Annotated in this window: 8 protein-coding genes, 1 tRNA gene and 1 pseudogene; 7 read left to right on the top strand and 3 right to left on the bottom strand. The window is 30.4% G+C overall.

What is annotated here, in order from left to right; all coding sequences use genetic code 11:
* The 6 genes and pseudogenes from FYJ33_RS10535 to FYJ33_RS10510 all read left to right on the top strand — a co-directional run.
* Positions 1-138, top strand: a pseudogene (locus FYJ33_RS10535) (IS200/IS605 family transposase); the annotation flags it as partial.
* Positions 139-299: 161 nt separating this feature from the next.
* The gene (locus FYJ33_RS10530; RefSeq protein WP_154531700.1) at positions 300-1043 is read left to right on the top strand and encodes a peptidylprolyl isomerase; all 744 of its coding nucleotides are present in this window, start codon (positions 300-302) and stop codon (positions 1041-1043) included.
* 83 nt (positions 1044-1126) lie between these two features.
* Complete coding sequence (locus tag FYJ33_RS10525; protein ID WP_154531699.1) at positions 1127-1975, top strand: LicD family protein; 849 nt, start codon at positions 1127-1129, stop codon at positions 1973-1975.
* A gap of 17 nt (positions 1976-1992) precedes the next feature.
* Positions 1993-2994: a glycosyltransferase family 2 protein gene (locus tag FYJ33_RS10520; RefSeq protein WP_154531698.1), complete on the top strand. Its 1002-nt coding sequence runs from the start codon at positions 1993-1995 to the stop codon at positions 2992-2994.
* A 12-nt stretch (positions 2995-3006) separates the two neighbouring features.
* A complete protein-coding gene (locus FYJ33_RS10515; protein ID WP_154531697.1) occupies positions 3007-3684 on the top strand; it encodes a LicD family protein in 678 nt (225 codons plus the stop codon).
* Positions 3685-3734: 50 nt separating this feature from the next.
* Positions 3735-4838, top strand: a complete 1104-nt coding sequence (locus tag FYJ33_RS10510) for a glycosyltransferase family 4 protein (RefSeq protein WP_154531696.1) — start codon at positions 3735-3737, stop codon at positions 4836-4838.
* A 78-nt stretch (positions 4839-4916) separates the two neighbouring features.
* Here FYJ33_RS10510 and FYJ33_RS10505 read toward each other — a convergent pair whose 3' ends face one another.
* Positions 4917-5570 carry an HAD family hydrolase gene (locus FYJ33_RS10505; protein ID WP_154531695.1) on the bottom strand — a complete coding sequence of 218 codons (654 nt, stop codon included), beginning with the start codon at positions 5568-5570 and terminating at the stop codon, positions 4917-4919.
* Positions 5571-5768: 198 nt separating this feature from the next.
* Here FYJ33_RS10505 and FYJ33_RS10500 point away from each other — a divergent pair, with 198 nt between their 5' ends.
* The gene (locus FYJ33_RS10500) at positions 5769-5912 is read left to right on the top strand and encodes a hypothetical protein (protein WP_154531694.1); all 144 of its coding nucleotides are present in this window, start codon (positions 5769-5771) and stop codon (positions 5910-5912) included.
* A 31-nt stretch (positions 5913-5943) separates the two neighbouring features.
* Here FYJ33_RS10500 and FYJ33_RS10495 read toward each other — a convergent pair.
* Positions 5944-6019: transfer RNA gene (locus FYJ33_RS10495), tRNA-Pro, on the bottom strand.
* A 51-nt stretch (positions 6020-6070) separates the two neighbouring features.
* The gene (locus tag FYJ33_RS10490; protein WP_154531693.1) at positions 6071-7411 is read right to left on the bottom strand and encodes a lipid II:glycine glycyltransferase FemX; all 1341 of its coding nucleotides are present in this window, start codon (positions 7409-7411) and stop codon (positions 6071-6073) included.
* Between the last annotated feature and the right edge of the window lie 54 nt (positions 7412-7465).

Raw genomic sequence — 7465 nt, 5'->3', positions numbered from 1 at the left:
GGATATTATGTAGATACAGTAGGAAGAAATAAAAAAGTAATAGAAGAATATATTAAGAATCAAATACAAGAAGATATTGCTTATGAACAAATGAGTTTGAAGGAGTATATAGACCCGTTTACGGGTGGTCATGACTAAAATATATTTAAAAGTATAGTAAAAAAGTATAGTGAGATTCATTATAATAGGTAATTAATAAAAATATAGGAGATACTAAACATAAATGAATGTTAATAATCATTAATTTATGGTATCATATAATATGTTAAGCTTAGAAGAATTGTTAAAGGAGAAATGACATGGAAAACAAGGTAGTTGCTATAGTAGCAGGAAAAGAAATTACAGACCAAGATATAAATAAAGTTATTGAGAGATATCCAGCTCAACAACAGGCAATGGCTAAATCAGAACAAGGAAGAAAACAGATTCTTACACAGATGGTTGGCTTTGAACTTGCAAATAAATTTGGAAAAGAAAATAATTATGAAGAATTACCTGAATATAAAGAACAATTAGAACAGATTAAATCTGATTTGTTAACTCAGACAGTAATAAACAAAGTGTTATCAGAAGTAACTGTTACAGATGATGAAGTAAAGAAATATTATGATGAAAACAAAGAACAGTTTGGAGAACCTGAGAGAGTATCTGCTAAACATATCTTAGTATCTAAAGAAGAAGATGCTGTTAAGATTAAAGATGAAATAGCTAATGGATTAAGTTTTGAAGATGCTGCAAGAAAATATTCTTCATGCCCATCAAAGGAACAGGGAGGAAACCTTGGAGAATTTTCAAGAGGAATGATGGTTCCAGAATTTGAAGAAGCAGCATTCAGCCTTCCAATAGGAGAAGTAAGTGAACCTGTAAAGACTCAGTTTGGATATCATTTAATTCAGGTAGATGCTAAGCATGAAGCTTCAACAAAAGCATTTGAAGAAGTAAAGCAGAATGTATTAAATGAATTAATTCAGAAGGCACAGCAGAAAAAGTATTTTGATTTCTTAGATGAATTAACAAAGAAATATGGAGTAGAATATAAATAATATCATAAATGATAGCACACTGAGTGATTTGGTGTGCTATTTACAATATTAGTATATTAAATGGAAATATAGGAGTTAAAGAAATGAAATTATTAAACTTAAGAACTGCACAGGTTAAGATGGCAGAGCTTTTAGTTGAGCTTGATGAAGTATGCAGGAAAAACGATATTAATTATTTTATTGAATCAGGTACTGCTTTAGGTGCAGTGAGACATAAGGGATTTATTCCTTGGGATGATGATATTGATGTTGGCATGCTTAGAGAAGACTATGAAAAACTTAAAAAGATAAATGAAGAAAAGTTATTACCCGATGATATGATTCTGCAGCTACCTGAAACTGACGAAAGAGCATGTGTTTCTTGGATAAAATTAAGAAGACCATATAATGATAATGGTGAACTTGATTATGATAAATATATAAGAATTGATATATTCCCATATGATTATTATGATGAAAATAAGATTGCTAAAAAACAGAAGGCAGCAAAAGAAATTCTGTTTGTTAAGGGAGTAGTTGAATATAGCAGAAATTCAGTTAAAAAGCCATTTTTTAAAAACTTAAAAATGAATGTTAAAATACTTGGCTGTCATCTTCTTAATAAAACAGTTGTTAGAAAGAATGATAGACAGTTAAGTCAGTATATTATAGATAAGACAAAAGATTTAATTAATGAACCTGTAGACATGAAAAGTGCACAATTAGGATATGGCGTAGAATGTATAGAGTATGGTGTAGATCCAAATTCTCATTACAACTATTACAATATTAGCGATATATTGCCAACTAAGGATATAGAATTTGAAGGTTCAGTATTTTTAGGTCCTAATAACTGTGATACTTATCTGTCTACTATTTATGGAAGCAACTATATGCAGCTTCCTAAAGAAGAAGATAGAGTGATACATGATCCGGAAATTTATGGACTATAGAGTTGAGGAGAAGCAAAATGGTTGAAGTAAGTATTATTGTGCCTATATATAATGTTGAAAGGTACCTTAACAGGGCTATTGACAGTATATTAAAGCAGACATTTACTGACTACGAAATTATATTGATAAATGATGGTTCTACTGATAATAGTTTTAGTATAGCACAGGAATATGTGGAGAAGTATCCTGAAAGAATCAGACTTATTACTCAGAAGAATGCAGGTTTAAGTGCTGCTAGAAACAGAGGAATTGACGAAGCTTTAGGCGAGTATGTTTGTTTCATTGACAGTGATGATTTTATAAAGCCTGATATGATTGAAAGATTATATAATCAGATCAGCAGTAAAAAAGCAGATATGGCTATATGCGGTGTTACTAAGTATATAGAGGAAACTGGCTATACATATGAGGATACACGTGACTATGATGAAGATAAGGTGTTTGATTCTGAATACTGTATAAGACAGTTTTTATTAGATCAGCAGGTGGATGGATATGCATGTAACAAGCTGTTCAAGAAGAGCCTGTTTACTGAAAATAATATCAGGTTTCCTATGGGCAAGATGTTTGAAGATGCAGAAACAACTATAAAGCTTATATTAGCTTGCAAGGGTATAGTATTCAGTGATTGTTATAGCTACAACTATGTTCAGAGAAACGGTTCTATAACAAAAGATGTTAATCCTGCAACTATAGAACATTTTGTTAGAAGTTTTGAAACTGTAAAGCAGATATTGGATAAAAGTGGCATAATTGATAAAGTTAAGGAGGAATATAAAAGATTCTTTATTAACAGATTAAACGTTGCATTTGTTATGCTTTATAACTATGAGTTTAATCATAAGAAAAGACCTGAGAATATTTATAACGAGTTGATAAAGTTATCAAAACGGGTTAAAATTAAAGAAGTTCGGCTAAAAAATCTTGGCAGAAATGATAAATTAAAGATAATATTTATGAAGTTTGGAATTTTTAAAACTGTTTTATTATTTAAGAATAAAATACATCAAGAGAAGTAAAGAAGGGATATCATGGGTAAAAGTTTTATAAGAAAAAAAGCTGCAAAAATGCTTTGGAACTACAGAAATTATAAGAAGAAGCAGGCATTTAAAAAGTACGGAGAAGAAACATTAAGAAGAACATTTAAGGCGTTTAAAGATATAGACAAGACAATGTGGCTTGACTACGGAACACTGCTTGGAGCAGTAAGAGATAAAGACTTTATAGAGTATGACGCTGACCTGGATGTATCTACATTTATTGGAGATGCTGACAAAGTAGAAAAGTCTATGATAAATAACGGTCTGAGAAAGATCAGAGAATTTGAAGTAGATAATAAGATAGTTGAACAGACATATCAGTACAATGGATCATCTATAGATATTTTTTATAATACTCTTGAAGGTGATAAGGTGTGGGCGTATGCGTTCTACAGTAATCCAACATGTGATGTTACATTTGATAAGACACCAACTATGCTTACTTTCAGAGGATGGAAAACAACAAAAGCTACTTTTACATATAAGGGCTTTACTAAATTGAATTTTAAAGGCTGTGAATTTGATGTTCCTGCAGATACAGATTTATATCTTACTGAAGCATATGGCAACTACAAGGTAAGAATTAAGGATTACGATTCGACTACTCAGTCACCTAATATAGAGGAATGTGAATCAATAAGTCCTATAGGAAGGGAATACTATTATTAAAAGATATTATACAGTAGTCCTTAAGCATAGAATGAATAGGAGAAGAGAAAATGAAAGTTAAAAAGATTCTGCACATAGTTGCAACAAATAAATTAAGTGGAGCTGAAAAAGTAGTTTCAGATATTTGTACTAATTTAGATAATAATTATACACCTATAGTTATATGCGCTGGGGACCCACTAAGAAAGTACTATGAGGAAAAGGGAATAAAAGTATACTGTGCAGATATAAGTGGCTTAAAATTATCAGAAATAAAGAAGATTAAAAAAGTTGTTGAGTCAGAACAGATAGATATAATACATGGACATGATGTTAAAGCATCAATAGGTGGATACCTAGCAGGAAGATCAAGGGGGATACCTGTAGTGTCTCATATGCATACTCCATACGAATGGATGAAGGGCAGAGGTCCTCTAAAGTATATTGATAGATTCTTCAGGAGGAAGTATGCACTGTCAATTGCATGTTCTAAGGAAGTTAAGAATTATTATCTTGAGCATAACAATTCAGTAGATGCTGAAAAAGTTATTTATATGGATAATTCTTTTAACTTCAATGAATTCAATAAGTATAAAATAGCTGATAAAGATGAGTTTAAAAGTAAGTTTAATATAAAAGATAGTATATATGTTTTTGGTTTTTTAGGGAGACTTCTTGAAATAAAGGGCGCTGACTTAATGATAGAAGCATTTAATGAGATTAAGAATAAAGCTGCAGATTCAGTGCTTCTAATTGTTGGTGATGGAGAAGAAAGAAAACGCCTTGAAAATCTAGTTAAGCAGTTTAACATAGAAGACAGAGTTATATTTGCAGGATATCAGAAAAATGTTTATGATTATATGAATGTTTTTGACTGCTTTATTTTGCCATCAGTAAGAGAAGGCCTACCTATGGCTGTACTTGAAGCTATGGCTATGAAGAAGCCTGTAATTTCTACACCAGTATCAGGTCTTAAGAATCTTATAACTCAGGAGTATAACGGATTGATTCTTGATGAAAGAACTAAGAAAAAGCTTGCTGATGCAATGCTGAGGATGTATTCTGACAAGGATATGGCAGATAAAATTGCAGAAAATGCATATAGTTATATTTTAGATAAGTATAATATAAACAAATATATGCAGCAACTACAGGAAATTTATAATAAAATATAAATAAAAAAAGTAATCAGACATCTATAGGTCTGATTACTTTTTTAACGTCTAGGAAATTGCATTGAAAAATATCGTTTTTTAATTTTTTATAAGAAGTTCTCTATAATCTTTAATTGAATAATCTGATAAGCTTTTAATTAAAGACCACTGGTCTTCGTTCCACGCATCATAAATGCCTACTACTTTCATGTTGCCTTTTTTAGCACCTTTTATAGCAGTTGGTAGGTCCTCAAATACAAGACAGTTTTCAGGAGCTACAGAAAGCTTTTTAGCAGCTAGAAGGTATACATCAGGAAATTCTTTATTTCTTTCAACTTCAGATGTAGTTGTTATGGCATCAAAGAAATCATAAATTTTATTTGCTTTTAAAGATGCTTCAAGAAGATCATTAGAATTACTTGTAGCTAAAGCAATTTTGATATTTGAATCTTTTAAAAATTGTAAGAATTCTACAACACCTTTTTTTAATTTTATGCTTGTACAATAAGCATCATAGGCCATGTTGTGCCAGTCAGCCATAATTTTATCAAGAGAATCAGGTATATTAAATCTATCTTTAAAATAAGCAGCAGTTTCCTGAAAATTTAAATGGCATATATCATCCTGAAGTCTTTCAGGAACTGCAAGATTAAATTTTTTTAAGTAATTTACGTCGATACTATTCCATAATCCCATAGAATCAATAAGAGTTCCATCAAGATCGAAAATAGCAGCTTTTATATCTGAAAACATTAAAATTCCCCCCTAATTAAATTTGTATACTATATTATAGTATACTATCATATAATATTTTAAAAGAAAAAATAAATAGAAGGAAACAAACATGATTGCTATTGGTAATATGTGGTAAAATATAAATTGTAAATAGATGCATAAAATTTGAAAAGAAGAGCAATATAATAAATATGAGATAAAAAAAGGGTGATTATTATGTTTATAATTATATTAGTAGCAATATTTTTTATAGCAGTGGATATAGTGTTGGCACTTGCGTTATGTAAAGCAGCTGGAAAGGAAGATGAACTTTATTATAATAATAAAGAAATAATTAATGATGGAAAAACTAATAAATAAAAAAGAATTGCAAACAGCAATTCTTTTTTTATGGTCGGGGTGACAGGGATTGAACCTGCGACCTCATGGTCCCAAACCACGCGCGCTCCCATCTGCGCCACACCCCGGCAACAAGTATTATTATAAGATAAAGAAAAAGGAGTGTCAACCCCTTTTCTTCATTTTTGTCTTTTATTCATTATTTTATTACGAACTTCCTTGAATTTAGGAAAAGCTTTCTTATATAGGTTATATATAAGTGGATTTACAACAAGATCAAATTCACCTATAAATTCTACAAAGTTTCCATTAAAGCCTTTCTTAAATTTATATAGACCATATAGTGGATTTTCGGGATTAAGATCTCCTGATACACCTCTGAAATCATAAATAGAGCATCCAAGATCAATACTGTCCTGAATCATTGCCCACTGCATTAAGAAGTTAGGCATTGTGTCTCTAAGGGTATTGTCTGATGCGCCATATAGATACCATGCCTTATTGCCATAATAAAGGTATATAGAGCCTGATAAATATATTTCCTGTCCCTTGAAAGGTTCTATTTCAGTAAGTTTCTTTTTGAAGCCCTCAATTTGTCTATCTGATTCCTTAACCTTGTTTTCCTGTTCTTGAAGCTTCTTGCTTAATCTATGAAGTTTATCTTCATCTGTTTCCTCAGCAATTTTAGCTTTGAATTCATCAATTCTAGGAAGTGCCTTTTCACGAATAGATTGTTGCTTTAATATCTTTTCATTTAATCTAGCAGCATCTTTTTCATAGCTGTATTTTATCATATAAAGTCTACAGTAAGGATCAAGATCAACAATCATATCTTTAAAGTATTCTCTATGTCTTACAATAAAATTATCTCTCTTTCCTGTTGTAACCATGATATCATGGAACTTTGTAAGTACATCTTCATTAAGATTACTGTTATCATATACTTCTACAGATAAGCCTCTATCTTCAGCTACCTTTATATTATATCTAGTTTTTGAAGAGAAGTTTTTAAATGTAGCCTTTTTGATTTTTTCTTTATCGCCTTCAGTTTCTAAAGGAAGTCTGAAAACAAAATTTGGTTGGATGCCTTCAAAGTTTTTAGAATCTGTATTTTTATAACCGATGCTTTTTAAGAAGTTTTTAGTTTCAAGACCATTGTCAACGATAATTTCATTTTCATTTAAATGTATATCTGGATCAACTGTTATAAATGCAATTTTATTTCTTTTCGCAAATTCTCTTAAAAATTCTGTGAAATCAATAAGTAGCTGATTATTGCTATAATCACATACAAAACCTCTTGGTATATAACCCATGTATGTGTTTATATATGGTGCTTTTCTTAATATTATAGTGGCAGAAAGCACCACTTCATTATTTTCGTCATAACCCATAATGAATTTATGGCTCCAATCTTTTTTTAGATCAGCCCAGTATGAAGTTTGAAAGATATGTCCCTTACTATTGTTCTTGTTAAAAGCATTTATATCAAGTTCGTTAGCTTCTATGAATTTATACAAATAGTATTCCTCCTTAATCATAGGGTTTTAATTATATAATTTAATTATACATTA

This window comes from Inconstantimicrobium porci (assembly GCF_009696465.1).
In the GTDB taxonomy this organism is placed as follows: Bacteria; Bacillota; Clostridia; order Clostridiales; family Clostridiaceae; genus Inconstantimicrobium; species Inconstantimicrobium porci.
This window is presented reverse-complemented; position numbering and strand designations above follow the sequence as displayed.

Coding starts and splice junctions, on each gene's coding strand:
- FYJ33_RS10530 (WP_154531700.1), top strand. CDS start 300: ATGGAAAACAAGGTAGTTGCTATAGTAGCAGGAAAAGAAATTACAGAC.
- FYJ33_RS10525 (WP_154531699.1), top strand. CDS start 1,127: ATGAAATTATTAAACTTAAGAACTGCACAGGTTAAGATGGCAGAGCTT.
- FYJ33_RS10520 (WP_154531698.1), top strand. CDS start 1,993: ATGGTTGAAGTAAGTATTATTGTGCCTATATATAATGTTGAAAGGTAC.
- FYJ33_RS10515 (WP_154531697.1), top strand. CDS start 3,007: ATGGGTAAAAGTTTTATAAGAAAAAAAGCTGCAAAAATGCTTTGGAAC.
- FYJ33_RS10510 (WP_154531696.1), top strand. CDS start 3,735: ATGAAAGTTAAAAAGATTCTGCACATAGTTGCAACAAATAAATTAAGT.
- FYJ33_RS10505 (WP_154531695.1), bottom strand. CDS start 5,570: ATGTTTTCAGATATAAAAGCTGCTATTTTCGATCTTGATGGAACTCTT.
- FYJ33_RS10500 (WP_154531694.1), top strand. CDS start 5,769: ATGTTTATAATTATATTAGTAGCAATATTTTTTATAGCAGTGGATATA.